Origin of the sequence: Bacteroides cellulosilyticus DSM 14838 (assembly GCF_000158035.1) — a bacterium.
Taxonomy (GTDB): Bacteria; Bacteroidota; Bacteroidia; order Bacteroidales; family Bacteroidaceae; genus Bacteroides; species Bacteroides cellulosilyticus.
In genome coordinates, this window is the sequence record NZ_EQ973488.1 from 348,011 (window position 1) to 369,391 (window position 21,381).

The 21,381-nt window shown below is 41.9% G+C and carries 16 protein-coding genes; 11 read left to right on the plus strand and 5 right to left on the minus strand.

The features are described from left to right. Positions 1-98: 98 nt before the first annotated feature. Both BACCELL_RS02770 and BACCELL_RS02775 read right to left on the minus strand, forming a co-directional pair. Positions 99-659 (minus strand): RNA polymerase sigma factor, encoded by a 561-nt coding sequence (locus BACCELL_RS02770; RefSeq protein ID WP_007210003.1) that lies wholly within the window; start codon positions 657-659, stop codon positions 99-101. A gap of 148 nt (positions 660-807) precedes the next feature. Continuing rightward, positions 808-1,734 carry a glucosaminidase domain-containing protein gene (locus tag BACCELL_RS02775; RefSeq protein ID WP_007210005.1) on the minus strand — a complete coding sequence of 309 codons (927 nt, stop codon included), beginning with the start codon at positions 1,732-1,734 and terminating at the stop codon, positions 808-810. A 98-nt stretch (positions 1,735-1,832) separates the two neighbouring features. On the opposite strand from BACCELL_RS02775, the gene cdd reads away from it, so the two are divergent. Beyond that, positions 1,833-2,312 (plus strand): cytidine deaminase, encoded by a 480-nt coding sequence (cdd, locus tag BACCELL_RS02780; protein WP_007210006.1) that lies wholly within the window; start codon positions 1,833-1,835, stop codon positions 2,310-2,312. Positions 2,313-2,324: 12 nt separating this feature from the next. On the opposite strand, the gene BACCELL_RS02785 is transcribed toward cdd, so the two are convergent. Next, positions 2,325-4,454, minus strand: coding sequence for a GAF domain-containing hybrid sensor histidine kinase/response regulator (locus BACCELL_RS02785; protein WP_007210007.1), 2,130 nt, complete (start codon positions 4,452-4,454; stop codon positions 2,325-2,327). A 463-nt stretch (positions 4,455-4,917) separates the two neighbouring features. On the opposite strand from BACCELL_RS02785, the gene BACCELL_RS02790 reads away from it, so the two are divergent. The 10 genes from BACCELL_RS02790 (at position 4,918) to nudC (ending at position 17,376) form a co-directional block, all read left to right on the plus strand. Continuing rightward, on the plus strand, positions 4,918-6,522 hold the full coding sequence (locus BACCELL_RS02790) for an ABC-F family ATP-binding cassette domain-containing protein (RefSeq protein WP_007210008.1): 1,605 nt from the start codon (positions 4,918-4,920) through the stop codon (positions 6,520-6,522). 257 nt (positions 6,523-6,779) lie between these two features. Further along, positions 6,780-7,202, plus strand: coding sequence for an ACT domain-containing protein (locus BACCELL_RS02795; protein ID WP_007210010.1), 423 nt, complete (start codon positions 6,780-6,782; stop codon positions 7,200-7,202). Positions 7,203-7,258: 56 nt separating this feature from the next. Continuing rightward, positions 7,259-9,652 carry a TonB-dependent receptor gene (locus BACCELL_RS02800; protein WP_007210011.1) on the plus strand — a complete coding sequence of 798 codons (2,394 nt, stop codon included), beginning with the start codon at positions 7,259-7,261 and terminating at the stop codon, positions 9,650-9,652. Between the two features lie 67 nt (positions 9,653-9,719). After that, positions 9,720-10,793, plus strand: a complete 1,074-nt coding sequence (locus BACCELL_RS02805) for a sensor histidine kinase (protein WP_007216378.1) — start codon at positions 9,720-9,722, stop codon at positions 10,791-10,793. Beyond that, complete coding sequence (locus BACCELL_RS02810) at positions 10,790-11,842, plus strand: sensor histidine kinase (protein ID WP_007210013.1); 1,053 nt, start codon at positions 10,790-10,792, stop codon at positions 11,840-11,842. Before BACCELL_RS02805 ends, BACCELL_RS02810 begins: the two co-directional genes overlap by 4 nt. Continuing rightward, entirely contained in the window at positions 11,839-12,561 is a 723-nt protein-coding gene (locus tag BACCELL_RS02815) for a LytR/AlgR family response regulator transcription factor (RefSeq protein ID WP_007210014.1), read from the plus strand. Before BACCELL_RS02810 ends, BACCELL_RS02815 begins: the two co-directional genes overlap by 4 nt. A gap of 60 nt (positions 12,562-12,621) precedes the next feature. Beyond that, a complete protein-coding gene (locus tag BACCELL_RS02820; protein ID WP_007210015.1) occupies positions 12,622-13,116 on the plus strand; it encodes a GNAT family N-acetyltransferase in 495 nt (164 codons plus the stop codon). Between the two features lie 98 nt (positions 13,117-13,214). Continuing rightward, positions 13,215-13,358 carry a hypothetical protein gene (locus BACCELL_RS26770; protein ID WP_007210016.1) on the plus strand — a complete coding sequence of 48 codons (144 nt, stop codon included), beginning with the start codon at positions 13,215-13,217 and terminating at the stop codon, positions 13,356-13,358. A gap of 85 nt (positions 13,359-13,443) precedes the next feature. After that, on the plus strand, positions 13,444-16,539 hold the full coding sequence (locus tag BACCELL_RS02825) for a response regulator (RefSeq protein ID WP_007210017.1): 3,096 nt from the start codon (positions 13,444-13,446) through the stop codon (positions 16,537-16,539). 33 nt (positions 16,540-16,572) lie between these two features. Beyond that, positions 16,573-17,376, plus strand: coding sequence for an NAD(+) diphosphatase (nudC, locus tag BACCELL_RS02830; protein WP_007210018.1), 804 nt, complete (start codon positions 16,573-16,575; stop codon positions 17,374-17,376). 478 nt (positions 17,377-17,854) lie between these two features. Here the strand turns inward: nudC and BACCELL_RS02835 are convergent, their stop codons facing one another. Then, on the minus strand, positions 17,855-19,597 hold the full coding sequence (locus BACCELL_RS02835; RefSeq protein WP_007210019.1) for a phospho-sugar mutase: 1,743 nt from the start codon (positions 19,595-19,597) through the stop codon (positions 17,855-17,857). A 107-nt stretch (positions 19,598-19,704) separates the two neighbouring features. After that, complete coding sequence (locus tag BACCELL_RS02840) at positions 19,705-21,348, minus strand: C69 family dipeptidase (protein WP_007216372.1); 1,644 nt, start codon at positions 21,346-21,348, stop codon at positions 19,705-19,707. Between the last annotated feature and the right edge of the window lie 33 nt (positions 21,349-21,381).

The following is a 21,381-nucleotide window of genomic DNA, read 5'->3' on the forward strand; positions in this document are numbered from 1 at the left end:
TTCATCCGTAGCCAGCCAACGTCCCCACTCCCGTGCCTTTTCCTTACCGGCTTCACCAGCAAGTACCTTATTCATCATTACATCTTTTATTGCATTCATCAATATAATTCTTTGAGGTAGTATTTCAATAACTGTATGGATTGTGTATAATAGTTCTTCACTGTTCCCACAGGTATATTCAGTCTATGAGCTATCTCTTGATTATTCAACCCTTCATATATCTTCAGCAAACATATCTCCCGCTTAGCTCCCGGCAATTGCTTCACAGCCCGGTAGAAGCAACTCAGTTTTCTTTCTTCCTCCAGCTTTTCCTGCAAACCATCGTCTGCAATATCATTTTCTTGCTGGATGTTTTCATATTGCCTGACTATCCATTCATTTTTATCACGAATCATATTCAGAACATGATTCTTCGCCATTGTATAAAGGTAATTTTTCAGACTCACTGTAATGCAAACAGAAGAACGGGATTCCCATAAACGCAAATATACCTGCTGAACCACGTCTTCAGCAAGTTCTCTGTCTTGCAAATACCTGCAAGACAAGGAGTATAGCATAGAATAGTACTTATTATATATCTGCGTAAATGCATCCTGACTGCCTTGTCTGAGCAAGGAAAGCAAGTACTCGTCCTCGTAAAAAGAGTCACCTGTCGCCATAACCGGAATATTTTAAAAGAAAATGCAAAAGTATGCCCAAGAGAAGGATTTTCCGGTTACAAGCAAATTATATTTCTGTTACAAGCCTCTGCCATATACTAAAAATGACCGCTTATGAGCAGTCATTTTTAGTATATGCAATCTGTTTTTATCTTAATCTTAATCTGTCACCTACTTCCGGTATATATTCATCATCTTTCCGATTCATCTTGTACAGGTTCTTCAACCGTATACCATATTTTTGTGAAATGGTATGCATGGAATCACCATCTTTCACAATGTAAACTGTATGTGGTTTAGAGGCTTTCTTTTTCTTACTTTTCAAATAGATAATATCACCCGCTTCCAATGTATAATCCTTATGCAAATCATTATACTTCACCAGTTTCTTCCAACTGATATCGAATTCCTTACCCAGGAAACGGAAAGTATCGCCATCACGAGCTACAACATAAGCTATGTCATTAGCTATATATACCTGATGCGGATTAGCCAGCCAGGGTTTCTTCTTCAATTCCTTCTCCCAATTACGGGCTTCACGCTTACTCATGCCACGACTGTCATACTTATAAAGGTCATAATCCTCTATGATTGTTATCAGTCGATTAGCATAAGAGGGATCAGTTGCATATCCGGCTTTCTTCAGACCGCGTGCCCAACCTTTATAATCTGTAACTTTCAGATCAAACAGGAAAGCGTAACGCGCACCCCTTTTCAGAAAAGCGGAGTGATCTTCATAAGAATCCCTGGGATTGCTGTATGCACGAAAACATTCATTGCGGGCATCATCATCATGACGCACCGTACGTCCACGCCAGTTACTACCGCATTTAATGCCGAAATGATTATTACTTTTGCGTGCCAGTGCACTCTGTCCGGCACCACTTTCAAGAAGCCCTTGTGCCAGGGTAATACTGGCAGGTATCTTGTGTTCCTTCATTTGCTGTACGGCAAGCGGAGCATACTTCTCTATATATTCCACGTAACGGGTATTCCGGCGCTGTGCCTGGGCGGCAACGGTACAAACCAGAAGTGCCAGGATTGCAGTGAGTCTGATAGCGTTAATTCTATTCATATCAGTAAAAGTTGAGGTACAAAAATCTTAAAAAGAATTGGAATTACCAATCTCTTTTCTAACTTTGTAACATTAATTACAATATACATCACTGCCTTATGAAAGATTTGACCTTACAAATTGACATTAAAATATACGATTATAATGAATTAAGTGATGCTGACCGCCAACTGATGGATGCCGCACGCGAAGCTACCCAACGCAGTTATGCCCCCTACTCGCACTTCTCCGTGGGTGCCGCTGCACGTTTGGCAAATGGTACAGTTGTCACAGGTACCAATCAAGAAAACGCAGCTTATCCATCGGGACTTTGTGCCGAACGTACTACCTTGTTTTATGCAAACTCCCAATATCCCGATCAGGCAGTAGAAACACTTGCCATTGCTGCACGCAATGAACGGGATTTTTTGGATGATCCGATTCCACCCTGTGGTGCATGCCGTCAAGTGATGCTTGAAACAGAAAAACGCTTCAAACAACCGATGCGCATTTTACTCTTCGGGAAAAAGGGTATTTACGAGATGAAGAGTGTAGGCGCTTTGCTGCCTTTGTCATTTGACGCGTCTTCTATGGAATAATACTTCCAAAACTTATTTTCCTATCCATTTACTGACCATCCTACGTAACTCGAGTGGCGAAACTGGTTTGGTCAAAAAGTCATTGCAACCCACATTAAGTGCCAATGCCCTATCATCGTCATAAGCAAATGCCGTAAGTGCAATGATGGGCACCTGAGCACCACCTTCCCTTAACATAACGACTGTATCTATCCCGTTCATACCCGGCATCTTCATATCCATAAAAATGAGATCAGGAGCTTGAGTATTGAAAAGGTCTATAGCTTCATTGCCGTCATGTGCTCTCAGCAGACGGTAATCCTTTCTGAGAAGCGCCTCGATCAACAAGTAGTTACTATCTATATCCTCGGCCACCAGAATTAGAGGTTTATAGTTCCTTGAAACGATCTTTATAACTTGCTCTCCACCCTTTGTTACAGCATCCGAATCCAATGAGGCATCGAGTGTATACGGATGTGTAAACCAGAAACACGAACCTTCTCCTTCACGGGAGTTTACTCCAATCTGTCCTCCCATCCGTTCTACTAAACTCTGACATATAGACAAACCAAGACCGGCACCCTGTGAAAAAGAGTCGAGTTTTACAAAACGACTGAAAATCTCATGCTGCTGTTCAGCAGGAATACCTTTACCGGTATCCGTCACACAGAAATGCAACAGACCGTCATCTTCCAATCTATAGGAAAGAGTGACCGATCCCTTGGTTGTAAATTTTAAAGCGTTGGTTATGAAGTTAGAAAGCACCTGCATAATTCGATTCTTATCGGCATCAACCATTATCTGCGGTGAACTTTCGTCAAAACGTAACCCCACCGCCTCCTCATGTTTTTTATGCGAACAGGTGGAAATGACTTCGCGGCAAAGTCGGGCCACATCCACTCTTGTTATAATAAGCTCTACTGTACCGGCCTCTATTTTAGAAATATCCAAAATATCAGAAATAAGATTAAGCAGCAGTTCGTTGTTCTCCTCTACCAGAGACATGTATGATTCACGCTCATCATCATCAGCTTCGGCAAGCAGGCTTGAAAAGCCCACGATAGCATTCAAAGGAGTGCGTATTTCATGGCTCATGTTCGCAAGGAATGCTGATTTTAGTCTATCCGACTCTTCCGCTTTTTCCTTTGCCAAAATCAGCTCCAGTTCTACCTGCTTACGAGTAGTAATATCAGTGGCCAATTCCATGATTGCCCATCGTCCGTCGAGCCATTTTATCGCCATACTCTGGATGGTATACCAACGTTCGGTAATTGGATTATAGTCTTCCCAGAAATGAACACCTGTAAATTTGCGATCAGCATCGAGCAACTGTGGTTTCGGGCAATGCGCACACAATCCATTCAATCCTGCATTCAGCATTTTCCAGCATTCTGCATTTCCCGAAACCTGTCCGGCTTCTTCCCTGAAAGGCTTATTTGCAAAAAGCACCTTCTGTGTATCATAATCACAAACAAAGATATTTGCATTGATATTATCCAACACCTTTTGCATGGTTCGCTGAGACAATTGCAGGGAAGTTTCTACTTGCCAGCGTTTCGTAGCGGTAGATACAATTTGCGATATTTGGCTCATTAGTTCCACATCTTTTTCGTCCCACTGCTTATTCCAGCAAAAGTTAAATGACAGGAAGCCGAAATGCACCCCTAACTGCGACAAAGGAAAAACAGCAATAGCTTTTACCCCTTGAATTTCAAGCATCTGAGTAATAAAAGGATCAAGTGAATAAATATCAGACGTACAGATGATATGGTTTTCTTCGAGCATATCGAACCAAGGCTTCCCCGCTTCAATAGTCATACTCCGCAAGTAATCTATAGCCGGTTCAATACCATCGTTACACCATTCATTGGTGCATCCGTACGTAATTCCGTCAAGGTGGTTTTCCCATGTTGCCAAACGATCAACACCGGTATAACGACCGATTTCTGCAAGTGCCATATTCATGGCTGTAGGTATGTCCGGTTCCAGTTGTAATATTTGCAATACTTTTATGAATAATGCCTGCCGCCGGTTGGTTGCTTCCAGATTTTCTTGAATGGCAATCAGGTCTTTAGATTTTTCTTCGACCATTTGTTCGAGCCGGTTACGGTACTGTTCCAGTTCCATGCCGACTCCTTCTTGTTCGGAATCAGTAGATTTCATACGAGATTTATTGAGATAAATTAAATATAATGATTAATTGTTCTCTCACGAGATACACCCTATATTTTGCAAATATATGGTTTTATTTGGCAAACATATGGTTTTATTCTACAATTTAAGAAAATCTTCTTAAAAACGGTATTTTACCTAAAAGTCTAATAATCGAAGGCTTATCGAAATACTCAGAATATCCACCTTTTAATAGTAATATTGCAATATCCAAAAGAAATACCTATCTTTGCACCCACTAACTAATAATTACTACGATGAGAATTTCCAAGTAAAGACAAACATTTCGGTAAACATCACTTTTTACATGCTTTATAATTCAGAACGCTGAGCATCACAAACGTGAATGTTTAGCCAATACTGTGTTTGTCTATCCCCTCCACAATCGAGATTTTATTGTATCCAAAGCATTTTTGGGTACAGTGTATTCACCTCTTTAAACACAGTATTTACCATGAGTATTATTATCAGAGATCTTAGCTATGTCCATTCCGACAAAGAAGTCTTATTCCAACATTTGAACCTTGTTATCAACCCAGGAGATAAAATAGCGCTGACTGGAAACAACGGTTGCGGAAAATCCACTTTAATGCGGATTATTGCAGGTGATTTATCTGCTACAACCGGAACGGTCAGCCACCCGGAACATCTCTATTATGTGCCTCAACATTTCGGGCAATATGATGACCGGACCATTGCACAGGCTTTAAGGATAGATGGCAAACTGAAAGCCTTACATGCCATTCTAAACGGAGATGTATCTGAAAAACATTTCACCACACTGAATGATGACTGGAATATTGAAGAACGTGCCCAAGCTGCCTTGTCGGCCTGGGGAATGGATGGTATTCCCCTCTCCCGTCTGATGGGCGGATTAAGCGGGGGAGAAAAAACACGTATCTTTCTTGCCGGCATGGAATTGCACTCACCTGTCGCTATTCTGCTGGATGAGCCAACAAACCATCTGGATGCAACAGGACGGCAACGGTTATATGATTTCGTACGGCGCACTCCGGCCATTGTACTTGTTATCAGCCATGACCGTACCCTACTAAACCAGTTACCTGCCATTTGTGAATTAGCCTCTAACGGACTAACTTTCTATGGCGGCAATTACGATTTCTTTAAGGAACAAAAAGGAATCCAACTGAACGCCCTGCAAGAGCAACTGGAAGAAAAGCAAAAAGCCCTGCGACTTGCCCGGAAAACTGCCCGTGAATTGGCGGAACAAAAGGCAAAACAGAATGTACGGGGTGAAAAGGCTGCCATCAAGAAAGGCATTCCCCGCATTATGATGGGTACTATGAAAAACAGGGCGGAAGTAAGTACTAATAAACTAAAAAGTGTACATACCGAGAAAGCTGAAAAGTTACAGCAGGACATGCAAAACATAAAAAGTACTCTTCCCCTTGTAGAGAAATTAAAAACAAATTTCAATGCCTCCACTCTGCACGAAGGTAAGGTATTGGCTACTGCAAAAGAAATGAACTTTCAATATCCGGATGCTCCCCAATCCATGTGGACAACACCGTTAAGCTTTCAGTTACGGAGTGGCGACCGCTTCTATATTGAAGGCAATAATGGCAGCGGCAAAACCACATTGTTGAAACTACTTTGCGGAGATCTTTCTGCCGTCAGTGGAACACTTGACCGTATTGATTTCAGCACAGTTTATCTGGATCAGGAATATTCTCTTATCCATAATGAATATAGTATTCTGGAACAAGCGGAATATTTCAATCGGCGCCACCTGCCGGAGCATGAGCTGAAAACGATATTGAATCGTTATCTCTTCCCAGCAGCTACATGGAACAAGTCTTGCAGGTTACTTAGTGGTGGAGAAAAGATGCGCCTTTCCTTCTGTTGCCTGATGATTGCAGATAACACTCCAGATGTTTTCATACTGGATGAACCGACCAATAATCTGGATATTGAAAGTATCGAGATCATTACAGCAACTATCCGGGACTATACAGGAACGGTAATCGCCATATCACATGATAAGGAATTTCTGAAAGAAATAAACTGTAAATCATGGATTAAGTTAGAAAGCAAATAGCTTACTACCTTCTTTTTTCTCTTACTTACTACGAAAAGGTTTACCAGTTATACAACTTATACAGCCTGGGTTATACAACTCAACACGTATGAGTTATATAACTGGTAAGGCTTTCGTAAATGAATAAATAAGACAAGAAGGAGCCGTAAGTATAAAGGTTCTTCCGTTAAATCATAAAAAAGTACTATTTTTGCAATTGAAGGCACATTAAGAATCACTTCATCAATGAAAAGAAAAAGAATATAAATCAATACGTTATGGCAGGCATCAAAGATTTAGGGACATTATTATCCAGTATCGATCCTGTTCTGGATGAACGCAGTTTTGTTTTTTGTACTTTTCCCGAATTCCACTGGGATGATGTACATCAATTGAACCCCATCGGCTTTTTCCATGAAAAAGAGGGACTGACGCTTATCATCACCCAACAAGAGGCTATTAATAAAAATATAAATTATGAATCTGTTTATAAGCTCATTTCCCTAAATGTACATTCAAGCTTGGACGCTGTTGGATTAACAGCCGCATTTTCAACTAAATTGGCAGAAAAGAATATTAGTGCCAATGTGGTTGCCGCGTACTACCATGATCACATTTTTGTGCCTGAAGAAAAAGCAGAGCAAGCTTTAGCCGCTATTTCCGAGTTTCGTCTACAAAGCCATCCGGTTCGTCTCAAATAAAAGAGTAGCGTATTGCGGAGACCTATCTTTGTCGCATTAAACCAAAAACGATAAAGATGGATAAAACTAAAGTATTAGTAATAATTGTATTACTAATTTCAATTTGCTCTTTCGGAAAAGAAGTTTCTAATATCCCCGGACAAGCATCGGCTGATAATGAGAATATCCCACAAAGTAGTGGACGCCCCGTACAAACACTGCGAGGAGTAGTCAATGATCGGGCATCAGGACATCCTATTCCGTATGCTACGATACAGTTAACGGATATTCCGGGATTAGGGATGATGTGCGATAGTCTCGGACGTTTCGCACTTCCAAAAGTTCCGGTAGGCCGTCATTCTGTACAAGCCTCTTTCATGGGATATGAGTCAGCGACTGTACGGGAAATTCTAGTGACTTCCGCTAAGGAAGTTTATCTGGAAATAGCTTTGCAGGAAAGCGTAAACGAACTGAGCGAAGTAGTGGTCCGTGCGCACAACCGGAACGAAGCCATGAATAAAATGGCTGTCGCAGGAGCACGTATGCTCAGCGTGGAAGAAGCGAGTCGCTATGCAGGTGGATTTGATGATCCGGCCCGACTGGTTGCTTCATTTGCCGGAGTAACGCCAAGCGTTTCCAATAATGGTATATCTATCCACGGTAATGCCCCGCATTTATTACAGTGGCGACTGGAAGATGTGGAAATTCCCAATCCAAACCATTTCGCAGATATCGCCACCTTAGGAGGTGGAATTCTGTCCTCACTCAGTGCACAAGTTTTAGGAAACTCCGACTTCTTCACAGGTGCTTTTCCGGCAGAATACGGCAATGCTGTTTCCGGTGTCTTCGACATGAAGCTACGCAACGGAAACAACCAGCGAAATGAAAACACATTCCAGGTAGGTATCATGGGAATAGATTTCGCCTCCGAAGGGCCGTTAAGCAAGAAACATAAGGCTTCGTATATCTTCAATTACCGCTACTCCACTACAGGATTACTGAACGTTGACTTAGGTGGAAAGATGGACTATCAAGACCTGAACTTCAAACTAAACTTCCCCACCCGCCACGCAGGCACTTTCGCCGTATGGGGCACTGCATTACTTGACAAATATAAAAGCTCACTCGAAAAGAATCCGGATAAATGGGATTATCTGGAAGATGCCGGACAGGGATGTTCTACGCAGTACATGGCAGCCGGAGGTGTTACCCATCGCTACTTCTTTAATGAAAACACGTTGCTGAAAACCACACTTGCCGGAACCTATTCCGACCAAGAAGCCATACAAACCACTTATGACAGAGAATTTAATCCTTCACCTAACATCGATCAGAACAGCAGAAGCACAAACCTGATACTGACTTCGTCACTGAACCGGAAAGTAAATAACCGTTTTACCAATAAAACCGGATTAACCTTTACACAAATGTTCTACAACATGAATTTAGAACTTGCTCCATTCATTGACCAACCGTTGGAAACAATCTCAAAAGGAGACGGAAACACCAGTTTGATTTCAGCCTACAACAGTTCCGCATGGGGAATAAACGATAAACTAAGCCTGAACTTCGGCCTGCACGGACAACTACTCACACTAAATAATCGTTGGACCCTTGAGCCACGTGCCAGCCTGAAATGGCAAACAAATACCCGGACTTCCTTTGCTTTGGCTTATGGTATGTATAGCCGTATGGAAAAAATGGACGTTTACTTTGTAAAGACACAAAGTACCGGTGACCGGTCAGTAAACAAAAACCTCGATTTCACCAAAGCACACCATCTGATGCTTTCATTCGCCTATAAGGTTTCAGAAAATACAAGTCTGAAAGTGGAACCTTACATTCAGTTCCTATACGATGTGCCCGTCATGCGCGACAGTTCTTTTTCAGTGCTTAACCGAGATGAGTTTTTCGTGGAAAATGCTTTAGTGAACAAAGGACGAGGGCGCAACTTCGGTGTAGACTTCACATGGGAACGAGCACTGAACAAAGGCCTCTACTACATGATAACTGCCTCCCTGTTCGATTCCCGTTATTGCGGTGGCGACGGTGTCTGGCACAACACACGCTTTAACCGAAAATATGTATTGAACGGGCTAATCGGCAAAGAATGGATGTTGGGACGCAATAAACAAAACATTCTCAGTGTCAATCTGAAGCTCACTCTGCAAGGCGGAGAACGCTATGCTCCGATAGATGTGGAAGCAACGATGGATCACCCCGATAAAGAAGTACAGTATGATGAAATGCGGGCATATTCCATTCAACGTTCTCCGATGTTTATTGGTAATTATACAGTAAGCTACCGCATCAATAAACGACGTGTATCTCATGAATTCTCCGTGAAAGGCCTCAACTTTACGGGCAGCAAAGAGTTCATTCAGCACCTCTATAATATAAAAACAGGAAAGATAGAGGTAAGTGAACAGAAAACAGGTCTGACCAATATCAGCTACAAAATAGAGTTTTAATTTAGGATAATCCAGTGTTTTATATGAATTTATTCTATCTTCGTCACCTCAAATGAAAGATACCTCCATGAAAGTAATACCTATTATAGGCAATGATAATTCTTTTCTATACCGCTTCCTCGTCAGTTCGCGCTTCCGGGTAGCCAGACATATCACTGTCATCGTGGCACTGCTTGTCATAGCCTGTAATCTGGTATTATTCAGTTGTCAGGGCTATATAGAGATGTTAGGGAAGTGGACCTATCTTCTTATCTTCAATATGTTTCTGCTCTATGGTTCCATTTTCTATTTCAATTTGCTCTATCTGGTACCCCGTTACTTGCTCAAACAAAGATATCTGACATATATTCTTTCCCTCTCAACCGCTTTAATCGTAGTTTTTATCTTTCAAGCTACACAGGAGTATATTGTATCCGATATCTTTTCAGTTCCTAACATTTATGTCGGATACTCTAAAGTGGCATTTGTGATGGACTATCTTTCCTCTTTCCCATTAACGCTCCTCAGTATCATGGGCGGTGGCATGACTGTCTTACTGCGGCTTTGGATACTGGAAAACCAACGAGTGATGCAATTGGAAAAAATCAGGTTGCAGTCTGAAATAGAACATCTGAAAGAACAAATTAGTCCTTCCATGTTATTCCGGGTACTCCACTATTCAGGAGAGCAGGCATTGGTAAATCCGGGAAAGGCTTCGAAAATGTTAATGAAACTGAGCCAGATACTCCGGTATCAGTTGTATGACTGTAACCGGGAAAAAGTGCTGTTAAATACAGAAATCAAATTCCTCACCAATTATTTGGAACTGGAACAACTTGTCTCCGGCAAATTTGATTTCCACATGAACGCATCGGGAGAGACAGGACGCACTTTTGTATTCCCATTGCTTTTCATCCCTTTTATACAGTACACCGTAAAACAAATCGAAACACAGGAAGAACATCCTGCATCCATTGACATCCATCTGCATGCAGAAGATGAGAATATTCAGTTCAACTGCCAGGTATCCATACCTTGCCTGGAACCGGAACAGGAATTAAATAAAATCCGGCAACGTCTTGATTTGCAATACGGAGAGAACTACCGGCTGGAATTAACCGGCCAAAGCATTCAGCTTGAATTGAAAGGAGGTGGAAAATGATCAATAACCGTTTTACCAATTTCCTGCTTGCTCCACGTTATCGGACGGCAAGGCATCTGTTTCTGCAATTCGTGGTATTTATGATTACAGTAAACATACTTTGGAATGTCCCCATGCGACCACTCAGCTTCCCTCAAAGATTGCTGGGATGGGCCATCTATTTTATTTCCATCGATGCAGTTTTCTATATCAATCTTTATTGGCTATTCCCTCGCTTCCTGCTGAAAAATCGCCTGTTGATATATGCCCTCGGTGTATCCGGAGTTAGTCTGATAGTCATTATAGCTGTAGCCATATTCCAAATTTTCACCATAGATATTTCGGTTCCCTCATCCGATAACGGTCTGTTGCCTATCGTGGTAAATGCCATATCAGGAGTATTAGCCATGGGATTTACCGTAGCTGGAATGTCCGCCATACTCCTACTCCGTCACTGGATACTCTATAACCAGCGTGTAGATGAGATCCAATCTGCCACTCTGCATTCTGAATTGAAGTTTCTCAAAAACCAGATAAATCCTCACTTCTTATTCAATATGCTGAATAATGCCAATGTACTCATTCGAAAAAATCCCGCAGAAGCATCTAAAGTATTATTCAAGCTTGAAGATTTATTGCGTTACCAGATGAATGATAACTTCCGCGAACATGTACCTCTCCGTTCCGATATCCATTTCCTGAACGATTATCTGAATCTGGAGAAAGTACGGCGTGACCACTTTGACTACAATATTACAGAGGAAGGTAATATCGATGGCATACAATTGCCGGCTTTGCTATTCATTCCTTTTGTAGAGAATGCAGTGAAGCATAATTTCGATAGTGAACATCCGTCATACGTTCACCTTTTCTTCAAAGTTGATGATAATCAATTGGAATTCCTGTGTGAAAACTCCAAGCCTGCCATAGCAACAGGCAAGAGCCGTGTAGGCGGAATCGGCCTAACAAACATCCGACGTCGGCTCGAACTCTTATATATCGGTCGCTATTTGCTGGAAGTGTCCGAAACAGCAAACAAATATGTAGTAAATTTAAAGCTGAACTTATGAATTGTATTATAATAGATGATGAACCCCTGGCACGCGAGGCTATGGAAATGCTGGTAGAAGAAAATAAAGAGCTCTGCTTACTGAGCATGTTCAACAATGCAGTGTCCGCCGCACGGTTTATGGAAGAACATTCTGTCGACCTGATCTTTCTGGATATCCAGATGCCCGGTATCACCGGCATAGAGTTCGCACATACTGTCTCCAAACGAACACTTATCATCTTCACCACTGCTTATACGGAATATGCACTGGATAGTTATGAAGTCGATGCCATCGACTATCTGGTCAAGCCGATAGAAACAGAACGTTTCCAGAAAGCTGTACAGAAGGCTCTCTCCTATCATTCCTTATTGATGAAAGAAGAGAAAGAGGCTATTGAAGCCAATGTATCTTCCAAGTATTTCTTTGTCAAGTCCGAACGGAAATATTTCAAAGTAAACTATGCCGATATTCTCTTCATCGAAGGATTGAAAGACTATGTAATCCTTCAATTACCGGAGCAGCGCATCATAACCCGTATGAATATGAAAGGCATCTCCGAGCTCTTGCCCCAGGATCTGTTCCTCCGTGTAAACAAGTCCTATATCGTCAATACCCGTCACATCGATTCATTTGATAACAATGACATCTATATAGGCAATTATGAGATTGCCATAGGCAACAGCTACCGCGATACATTCTTTGAAGAATTTCTAATGAAAGGAAAAAGAAAAGGGTAATATAAAAATAATGATGTACATTTGTATTCCGGAATTAAGCAACTTAACAGGTTTACAGATATGATACAAATTCGTCCCAGCCAGCTTTCAGACTTAGACCGCCTGATGGAGATATTCGATCATGCCCGCAAATTTATGGCATCTGTAGGAAACGGAAACCAGTGGATCAATGGCTACCCACAGCGTGAACTTATTGCCAAAGAAATCACCGACGGACATTGTTATGTATGCGAAGATGAGCACGGAAAAATCGTTGGAACATTTTGTTTCGTTCCGAGTCCTGACCCTTTTTATGCCATTATCGAAGATGGAGCTTGGCTGAATGATGATCCCTATCATGTAATTCACCGCATCGCTTCTGACGGAAGTTACAAAGGCATTGGCGATATCTGTTTAAATTGGTGCACCAAGCAATATCCAAGCTTACGTGCGGACACACATAAAGACAATATCATCATGCAAAATCTCCTTGCGCGAAACGAATTTATCCGTTGTGGGACGGTTTATGTCTCAAATGGGACGCCCAGGATTGCATACCAAAAAATATCACGATAATCTTCGTTTTTTTTCTGCTGAGAGAAAGACTGAAAATGATTTTTTTTTATATATGTTTGCGCCTTGAAATAAATTATTTCAAGTAATAGCAACAGAGTATGATAGAAAATCGTCTCAGCCAGCTTTCTAATTCAGCTATGCAGCATGTCATCATGCAGCATTTGTTTATACAAGACGGATTTATCCGTTGTAGAATGATTCATGCAGCTAACGCAGCGGCATGCATAGCCTTTCTCAATTAAGAATCCTTAGCCAGTATTTTTTTACTTGTATAGATGCATCTTTATGTGTGTATTTACGAACTTAGACAAATAACAGCTCAAACGCATGGAAAAAGAACAGAAGCACTCACTAGCAAACGATATTGCCGAACATGTTAAACTACAGCAGCAATATGATAGTCTTTATAACCAGAGCATGACTATCCTCAACTCACTTCCGGTAGCAGTAGCTGTCTATAACGCTAAAGGAAAGATATTGTATTTCAACGAACGTTTCTGCCGCATATTTGGGACAGATATGGAAGAGATGGCAGAAAGTCATCCAAACATATACGACAGTCCGGTAGTGACCGACGAAATTAAAAATGCAATAAAAGCAGGATTACCCATATCCACCTCCTTTCCGTATGATTTTGGAAAAGTAGACGGTTACATCACTACCGTATATACCGGCATTCGTTACCTGGAATGTAATGGGCAACCCATTCGTAACCCAAACGGGGAATTGGCAAGTTATGTTATCATCATGGAAGACATCACAGAGTCTTTGGAGAAAGAAGAGATGCTCCGCCAAAGCCGTCTGAAGACAGAGATAGCCATAAAAACAGCAGATATCATGCTTTGGGAGTTTGATGTCAACTCCCGGCTATTTTTTAGTGACAATGAGCCTCTGAACGGATATGACAAATCACGTCCCCTGTCAATAGATCTTTATTTAGAAACGATTCATCCTGAAGACCGTAAAGAAATGGTCAGCATCATGCAGAGAATGAATAGCGGTAAAGACTTCTCGTTCACATTCGAAGGACGCATCAAGTTATTCGGTTCTTCCGAATGGCAATATTGCTTCGTCAACGGCTCCCCCTACTCTTATAGCGAAAGCGGACAGGTACTTAAATACGTGGGTACTCGCAAAAACAATACAGATATCCATAAAAAGAAGCAGCTTCTGGATAAGATATTGAATAATATTCCGCTCTCCATCCATATAAAAGATGTAGAAGATAACTTCCGTTATATATTCTGCAATGAAGAAAGTAAACGTATGTTCGGTACGAGCGAAGATACGACAACATACGATGTCATGGATGAAGAACAAGTGGCACGTATTCAAAAAACAGATCTTGAGGTCTTCAATAGCGGTAGTCCTTATCTGGGACTAGAGCGTGTAAACCTGAAAGACGGGCGCAGTTATGATACAATCGTGCGCAAGAGCGTTATCGAAGATGATGGAAAACGTTTACTACTGAATACCCGTTGGGATCAAAGTCTGCAAAATGAACTTAAACGTCGCGCACAGATTCTTTCAATCACTCTGGGAGCTATGAATGCCTTTACTTGGTTCTTTGAACCGGACAAAAACAGGATAAGTTTTGGCGAAGGGTTCAATGAAGTTACCAAAAAGGCTTCTGAGATCTGTTCGGTGGAGAAATTTCTGAGTTGTGTGCATCCTGATGACAAACAAAAATTCCATGATTCCCTGCAAGCCGTTGTTGAACAGGATAATGGTATTTGGGAATTGGAATACCAACTCGATTTAAACGGTGACGGAGTTTATCAATGGTGGCAAACCCGTGGCATGCTGGAAACAAGTACCCTGAATGATGCTCCCTATAAATATATGTTTGGCATGACCATCTGCATAGATGCACACAAACAAGCAGAACTGACATTACTCAAAAATAAAGAAGAACTGAAGAAATTGGTTACCTTGAATGAATTAGTACTCAACAATACCAATTCCGGCTTAGCATACATCACCCGAGACTATCGCGTACAGTGGGAAAATGTCTCCTCCTGCTCAAAAAGCTTGTCTTTCGAAGCCTACAAGCAAGGTGAACTTTGCTATAAAAGTGCCCACAACCGAACTTCACCGTGCGAGGAGTGTATATTATCACGTGCTTTCCAATCCCGTCAGACAGAACTCATCAAATTTAAACTTGATAATGCACACGTCGTCGAAGTATATGGAACTCCAGTTTTTCTTGAAGACGGTACAGCTGATGGCATTGTCATCCGTGTAGACGATGTGACCGAACGTGAAGAGATGATTAAGGAATTGCAGATAGCAAAGATGCATGCTGAACAATCAGACAAACTCAAATCCGCTTTCTTAGCTAACATGAGTCATGAAATCCGTACCCCGCTGAATGCCATCGTCGGTTTCTCCGGACTGATGATGTATGCAAGCGATGAAGAGAAGGAGGATTACATGCAGATTATTAATAATAACAATGAAATGTTACTGAAATTGATCAGCGATATTCTTGATTTGTCCAAACTGGAAGCCGGCTCTGTAGAATTGAAATATGAAGAATTCGACCTGACGGACTATTTCAACTCCATGTTTGCTTCTATGAAGCAAAGGGCCACAAACCCCAAAATACAAATAGTAGCTGTCAATCCTTACCAACACTGTTTAGTTACTCTCGACCGTAATCGCGTTGCACAAATCATTACCAACTATGTAACCAACGCCATTAAATATACCACGGAAGGAACTATTGAAATGGGCTATGAATACAGAGAAGAGGGAATCTATTTTTATGTAAAAGATTCGGGAATCGGCATACCGGACGAAAAGAAAAACAAAGTATTCCACCGGTTTGAGAAATTAGACGAATTTGCACAAGGTACAGGTTTGGGACTATCTATTTGTAAAGCAATTGCGGAAGCAATGGGAGGTAATGTAGGATTTGAATCAGAATACGGTAAAGGCTCATTGTTCTGGGCACTGTTACCTTGTGAAGTGGAAATACCATCCGAAATTACTCAGCAAAGAACAGAAAGGGTAACCTCATCAGATAAAAAAGATATAGTTGCCGGAACCTCGTCAAGCAATACTCCCGGACGTAAAACAATCCTGGTTGCCGAGGATATTCAAAGCAATTACCAGTTAGTGTCAGCTTTGTTGCGGAAACGTTTTAATCTGGTGCATGCCGCCAACGGTCAGGAAGCCATAGAAATACTACATAAACGTCACATAGATCTGCTACTCATGGATATGAAGATGCCTGTTATGGACGGACTGACAGCTACAGCTGAAATCCGTAAATTCAATACAGAATTACCCATTATAGCATTAACTGCACACGTTTTTGAGAATGACCGCCTAACTGCTATGGATGCAGGATGCAACGAGTATCTTGTTAAACCCATAGACCGGGCTAAATTAATGGCTGTATTGAAAAAATATAGCTAATATATAATCTTTTAAACAGATATTTTATCAGGAATGAAGAATAGTAAAAAACAGGGCCCTACACAGTGGTTCATCTTTTTCAAAGACCAACTGTTGCTGAAAAAAGAGAAAACAGAAAAAGGAGAGATTAAATACAGTGTACCTTATGGTACAGAACCACCGTTGGCCCCCGGCTCAGGTAGTACGATCCATGAAGTCTTTCTGCCCACGGATGAAATGGTACATGCATTCGCCATTGAACAGCTCGTTACTGAAACTGAAGAATGGGTTATGGTCAACCTCCGGGGTTCCTACGAATACATCACTCTGGACGAATATAAAGCTGCCGGAAAAGCATATCAGATACTGTATTGGGATCAGCATAGCCGTTTTTGTCCCGCGTGTGGTATGCCTACGGAACATAAGACCCCTATCATGAAAAAGTGCCCTTCGTGTGCTTACGAAATATATCCACCTATTTCTACAGCTATCATTGTACTAATACGCCGCGGGGAAGAAATCTTGCTGGTACATGCCCGCAATTTCCGCGGAACATTCTATGGTTTGGTAGCCGGTTTCCTCGAAGCAGGAGAAACTCTGGAACAATGCGTACAACGCGAAGTGATGGAAGAAACCGGATTACGAGTGAAGAATATCACTTATTTCGGCAACCAGCCCTGGCCCTATCCCAGCGGACTGATGGTAGGCTTCATTGCTGATTATGAAAGTGGGGAAATCAAGTTACAGAAAGACGAGCTCAGTGCCGGAGCATTCTATTCAAAAGAAAATATGCCGGAAATTCCACGAAAACTGAGCATAGCACGAAAAATGATAGACTGGTGGCTAAGCAATAATTAAAAGACGGAAATCATTCAAATAAAAACAGATTGCGGAGGACATGCATTCAACAAACGAACAACTACGAATGAAACGACTCTCATTCACATCAACCAATTAGCATGCAACCGCAATCTGTATATTTTCTCATCTCCCGGTCATTCGACCTTCATCAAGTAATTCTAAAATATATCCATCAGAAAAAAAGAGGATAGTAGCAATTTATCTCAACCGATGCTTTCACTATTGAAAACGCTCTTACGCCACTAGTTGCCAAAATCCCCTTTTATCATCCTGATGGATATTACTAAGGTTTAGGTTAGGTTTATACGTTGCATATAAAACGGCATTTAACAGAGAATGATTTCAGAGTTGACTTAAAGAAAGCAAAAGAACCTTAAAACGGAAAGAATGTCCACGCTAACGGATAAAAAACAAAAAAGGTGCAACCCTTCGCAGGATTACACCTTTCCTTCTGCCTTACAGCAGTTTATCTTTCTCAGATGCCGAGTGATTTACGTACTGCCACCACTTTTTCTTCTGCTTCAGCATCAGCACTGGCGTAGCATTTCGGGCAACCCATTTCGCCCTTCACCTCGATATAGAACTTGATTTTCGGTTCTGTACCCGACGGACGAACAGAAATCTTTGTACCGTCTTCCGTGAAATACTGAAGAACATTTGAAGTCTCCGGCATATCCAGATCAACAGCATTTCCCTGAGCATCGATCATCTTCAATGCCTTATAATCCTTGATCAATTTGACAGGTGAACTTCCAATTTCCTTCGGTGGGTTAGCACGGAAGTTATCCATCATGGCTTTGATTTCATCCGCACCGCTCTTACCGGGTTTCACTACGTTTACAGTCGTTTCTTTAGAGAAACCATACTCTACATAGATATCCATCAGCACATCATACAGCGTCTTGCCTTGATCCTTAGCCCAGGCGCAGATCTCAGCCAACAATGAACAAGCAGAAACGGCATCTTTATCACGAACAAAGTCTTCTGCCAGGAAGCCGTAGCTTTCTTCACCGCCACCAATATATTGCTGCTTGCCTTCGCTCAAACGGATTTCACGTGCAATCCATTTGAAACCGGTGTAGCAATCACGCATTTCAATCTTATTCTTATCAGCAACAGCTTTAATCAGTTCAGTAGTTACAATGGTCTTCACAATAAAGTCATTCGGCTGCATCTTACCCATTGCAATACGATTCTTGATAATGTAATATAAGAAGATCAGACAAGTCTGGTTACCATTGATAAGCACCCACTCACCTTTATCATCTTTGCAAGCCATACCTACACGGTCGGCATCCGGGTCACTGGCCATTACAATATCAGCATCGATCTTCTTCGCCAATGCGATAGCCATAGAAAGCGCCTCAGCATTTTCAGGGTTCGGAGATACCACTGTCGGGAAATTACCATCCTTCACCATCTGCTCGGGTACACAATTCACATTCTCAAATCCCCATTCCTTCAGAGAAGAAGGAATCAGCACACGACCTGCACCATGCAGAGGAGTATAAACAATGCTGAGATCTTTCTGACGCTTGATAACTTCCGGATCTATAGAAATAGAATGAACCATATCCAGATAAACCTTATCTACATCAGCACCAATGATCTGAATCAACTCTTTGTTACCTTCAAACTTGATATCATCAACAGTCACCTTATTTACTTCGTCAATGATAGCGGTATCGTGCGGAGCAAGTACTTGTGCACCATCATCCCAATAAGCCTTATAACCATTATATTCTCTCGGATTATGACTTGCTGTGATATTGATACCACTCTGGCAACCAAAGTGACGGATAGCAAAAGAAACTTCCGGTGTAGGACGCAAATCGTCGAAGAGATATACCTTGATACCGTTTGCAGAGAAGATATCTGCAGAAATCCGGGCAAACTTGTCACTATTGTTACGGCAGTCATAACCTACCACTACAGAAATCTGTTCTTTATCCTTGAAGCATTTGTTCAGATAGTTGGAAAGGCCCTGTGTAGCTGCACCTACCGTGTAAATATTCATACGGTTAGTTCCTGCGCCCATTATACCGCGCAAGCCACCCGTTCCGAACTCCAAATCCTTATAAAAGCAATCTATCAATTCGGTTTTATCTTCATTCTCCAACATGCGTTTCACTTCCGCCTGAGTTTCGGCATCATAAGCCGGGGTGAGCCATCTCTGGGCTTTCTCAGTTACCTGTTTGATAAGTTCCTGATTTTCCATATAATCATTGTTATTTTAGAGGTTAAAATATATCTGTTATTTACAAGACACAAATGTAGGCGAATAAGTTCAAATTTCCTACATTTTCATTAAAGATTTACACTGTATTATTCCGGCATCTTATAGCGATCACCGGTTTGTTTTACGTATTCTTCAAGGAATTCTTTCGGATATCCGGGACGTATCACACCAGCCGGCTGACCGATGGAATTACGTTCGAACTTACCGTCTTTCATACGTTTCACCACACCATCGTTGTATTTTACGATAAGGAATTCGCCGAGACGTTTCCAGGTATCGAGCGTACTCTGTGCAGTCATATTCGTGTAGTTAGTCAGAAACTCTTTTGCCCGGGCAGGATCTTTGGAATACAGCTTGGATGCAGCTGATTCGATTCCTTCCTGTGCATCATTGAAAGTGGTTTCCATCTCCGACTGGCTTGCACGTACATCTCCAATCATCAGATCGTAACGGGGATAAACCATATTCGCCACCCAGTTGAAGATCCAGAAAGAAGAATTCCAAGAGAAAGTAATATAGTCGGCGCCATCTACGCGAGAGTAGCATACAGGCACTTTATCGGTACAGCAATATACAGGTGTGAACACTGTCATATTAGCATCATCCGTACCGAACCAGAGCACACCACCGATAGCATCGGGCATGGTAGAACGCATCTGAGATACGAAAACAAAACCGGACTGCTGGGTAGAAATAGGACGTTCGTTAAAATATTCCTGACCATTCACTTTAAAAGAAAGCGGAGAAAGACGATAGGGAGTGTGATAAGGACCTGCACCGAAATCCTTGCTGATATCCAGCGGAGTACCTTCGTAATGGTCGCGCATGGCATTCTTCACATCTTGTACGGAGATTTTGCGGTTTGCCTTCAAATAGAGCGGCATGGGTTGATTAGTCTTACCTTCTATGTATGGCAGAAACTCCTCACCACGATCGGTAAACATATTGAAATAGCTCCATACGCGGGCTTCGCAATAGCGACGCGCACCGAAATCCAGAGGAGCATACGCATCAGCAAAGCTGAAATCCTTATTCACACCAGTGAAGTAGCCTTTTTCACGAGCGAAAGAAATCACATCGGAAGAATAGAGGCAGTTATTCTTATCATTCATATCGAACTGGTGGATACGGGACTGGTTGGCATGAGCCGAGATGCAATCATCCGGAATGCGTACGGCCACCCATACGGCACCACGTACACCAGGACCTTTACCTATCATTTCCATAATCCAGATTTCGTTAGGATCGGCAATCGTGAAAGATTCCCCACTGCTGTAATAACCATATTCCTGCACAAGATCAGTCATCACCTTGATAGCTTCGCGGGCCGTACGGGCACGTTGCAGTCCCAAATAAATCAGACTGCCATAATCGATGATACCGGTAGTATCTACCAATTCCGGACGACCACCGAAAGTGGTCTCGGCAATGGTAAGCTGGAATTCGTTAATGTTACCAATAACATTGTAAGTCTGACGAGCCTGCTCTATCTGGCCCAGATATTTACCGGTATCCCACTCGTGTACATCCATCAGAGTACCTTTCTTATGTACGCCGGCAGGATAATGGTATAACTCACCGAACAACCCGTAGGAATCGGCAGAATAGGAAACGATGGTAGAACCGTCAGTAGAGGCATTTTTACCTACAATAAGATTGGTACAAGCCAACGCATGCGCTACGGCTGCCACCATACATAAGACGGAAAGAGTCAGTCTTTTACTTTTCATACTTCAGTTATTTTAATTATCGATTAATATATT